General features: G+C 63.0%; 3 protein-coding genes. 1 reads left to right on the top strand and 2 read right to left on the bottom strand.

Going from position 1 to position 2,764, the window contains the following annotated elements:
* On the bottom strand, positions 1 to 374 hold a 374-nt coding region (locus tag JXA24_03700), incomplete at its 3' end, for a class I SAM-dependent methyltransferase (GenBank protein MBN1282859.1).
* 647 nt (positions 375 to 1,021) lie between these two features.
* Here JXA24_03700 and JXA24_03695 point away from each other — a divergent pair.
* Positions 1,022 to 1,978: a hypothetical protein gene (locus JXA24_03695; protein ID MBN1282858.1), complete on the top strand. Its 957-nt coding sequence runs from the start codon at positions 1,022 to 1,024 to the stop codon at positions 1,976 to 1,978.
* Here JXA24_03695 and JXA24_03690 read toward each other — a convergent pair.
* Positions 1,972 to 2,733, bottom strand: a complete 762-nt coding sequence (locus JXA24_03690) for a TlyA family RNA methyltransferase (GenBank protein ID MBN1282857.1) — start codon at positions 2,731 to 2,733, stop codon at positions 1,972 to 1,974. The two genes, JXA24_03695 and JXA24_03690, sit on opposite strands and share 7 nt — an antisense overlap.
* Positions 2,734 to 2,764 lie beyond the last annotated feature (31 nt).

Raw genomic sequence — 2,764 nt, 5'->3', positions numbered from 1 at the left:
CCGTGCCTGCCAGCTACGCGGATCGCCGGGGCGCAGATGCCGCAGCCGACGTCCAGCACCTCTCGGGCGGAGTCGAGCTGCGCCATCTCGGCAACGACGTCGGTGTGGTTGTCCAGGGCCTCCTGGAAGCTCTCGTCGCCGCGCCTGAAATAACCGAAGTGGAAGCTGTCGCCGTAGAATACGCGGGCGTCGTCCGTTATGAGGTCGAAGTAGGCGCCCACGCTCGAGTTGGTGCGCCGGCCGAGCGCCATCACCGGCAGCTGCATCTTGACTGCGGCCGCGAGCTTTCTCAGGCAGCCCTTCACTCCGGAGACCCTGTAGGTCTCCGTGAGAAAACCGCCGCTCGCGGCCAGTATCCGTTTCTTGCCCAGCATCGGCACCTCGCTTCAGGCGCGCGTTGTGCCGCTATTTGCGGGAGATGTAAAGAAAGAAGATCGAACTCCGCGGAAGGCCGCTCTCGCCTAAAGACGGATCCAGTGCCGGCTGTCCCCCCGAGCACATCGGCAAAAGGAAAAGTTCAGAAGAAATTCGGAGCATTTTGGAATCATCTTTAGAACCTTAATACCCGTCCTCGAACAGCTCGTCCGGCATATTGTCCGGCTCGAACAATGATAGCCCTTGCCCTGTTTGAAGGCATGCGCTAATCGTCGCATAAGGCTGAAACGATCGAACAGGAGACAAATGGGCCTGGAAACGAAATTCAGCAGCTCCTCGCGCATAGGCAGGCTCTGGGACTCGATGAAGCTCAACTCACTGGCTGCCGGCGCCGAATTCTCCCCTTGCCCTGTCAAACGAGCGATGTTATGCCTCGCGTCGCATAAGAGTGGAGGGATGAATGAAAAGTGCACCAAAAACAATGCCTTCTCTGTTTCTGCAGGATTTGAGCGCCCTCCTGAACAAGCCGGGATGGGGGATATGCCCTATCGGCACGAGCGGAAATGCCCTCTCTTATCCCCCGGGCAAAAACGCCAAGGCGACACCGCTTGAGCCCCTCGTCTCGATATCCGGCCAAAGGCAGTCGGTGAAGAAGACCGCGAGGGACAGATACGAGGGGGTGATCGGCGGCGTGCGCATGGAGGGCAGGGAGAGGCGGCAGACGCACGGCCTCATGAGCGCTGTGTACTCGATCGAAAAACTCCTGCGAACCAGGAGCGGGACCGCATTGGGCACAGCGGGGTCGGTCAGGAGCCTCGCAAGCCCTCACCACATGGTCAGGGTAAGCATCCTCGGAGACAAGAGCCTCGAGAGGATCGCGGTGATAGCGCGCGAGGACGATTCGGGGCATATCAGAAGGATGGTCGCGGAGTTCGCGATGGACTTTGCAATGACCTCGGAAATCGAGGCCGACAGAGACCAGGCCCGTGCCGCGGAGCTTGCCTTTCTGGCGGGGACGCTCTTCTCGGCGGGCAGGCCGAGCGAATGGAAAAGCCGTGCCGCCCTGACCTTCGACTTCTCCTCCCGCTTCTTCCTCATGAGCGGCAGGCCCGCGCTGTCGGCGGTCGCCGGCGAGATCGCCCTGTGGCTCGGAGGGCCCGCCGTTGAAAAGACGGGCAACAACAGCCACCCCACGGCGGAGGTCGTTGCCGGCGCGTGGAGCCAGGTGATGATATCGCCACACGTCACCGAGACCCAGTGGCGCATCGCGCTCCGCAGGGGGCTCAACGCGGCCCTGGTCGGAAGCATATGGTATCAGGCCAGGCACCTCTACTCGGCCAGCGCGGAGGCGACACCGAACAAACTCAGGGCCGCAAAGGACCACGTGCGCTCCGCCTGGGCCGAGGCGGTGGACGTGGTGGAGAGGGGCACGCCCTTTCCCATCACGAAGATCGAATCCAAGCTCGCCAGGGCGGTCGAGCTCATGAAGGACTCCAGGGACAGACTGGCGGTCGAAAAGCTTCTCCTCAAGGCCCGGAAGATCTCGGACAGAGACCGGCCTAAATCACCGGAGGCCGATTACCCTAAGTCCCAGACCTATTGACCAGGCGGATCGACCGGCTCAGCGCCCTTCACGAAATAGACCAAGAACTCACGGTTGCCCTTGGCGCCTGTTATCGGCGATTCCATCGCTGCGCGGAACTCCCATCCCAGCCCCCTGCCCGTGGCCTTCACCTTTTCCACTGCCAGCCCATGGGATGCGGGGTCCTTTACGATCCCGCCCTTCCCCACCAGCTCGCGGCCGACCTCGAACTGGGGCTTCACGAGGGCCACCACCTGCGCGCCCGGCGCGAGGAAGAGGTCGACCGCAGGCAAAACGAGCGCGAGCGATATGAAGGATACGTCGATGACCGCGACATCGATCGCCTCTGCGATCCTGCCTTTTTTCAGCGAGCGGATGTTCTGGCGGTCGAGCACCACCACCCTCTCGTCGCGCGCGACCCTCTGGTCGAGCTGGCCGTATCCCACGTCTATGGCGTAGACCTTCGCCGCTTTGGACTGAAGGAGCGCGTCGGTGAACCCGCCGGTGGAGGCGCCCACGTCCATGCAGACCCTGCCCGCAGGGTCGATCGCAAACCCCCTGAGCGCCGCCGCGAGCTTGACCCCGCCTCGGCCGACGTAGGGGTGGTCCTCGCCGCGCACCCTCACGCCGGCATCAGCCGGGACCTGCTGGCCCGGCTTCTCCACCGGAACGTCGCCGACCAGGACGCACCCGGCCATGACCAGCGCCTGAGCCCTCTGCCTCGTCGGCGCCAGCCCCCTCTCCACCAGCAGCCTGTCTATCCTCGTCTTGGCCATTACATTTCGTAACTCGTAACTCGTAACTCGT

The organism is Pseudomonadota bacterium, assembly GCA_016927275.1.
In the GTDB taxonomy this organism is placed as follows: Bacteria; UBA10199; UBA10199; order 2-02-FULL-44-16; family JAAZCA01; genus JAFGMW01.
This window is presented reverse-complemented; position numbering and strand designations above follow the sequence as displayed.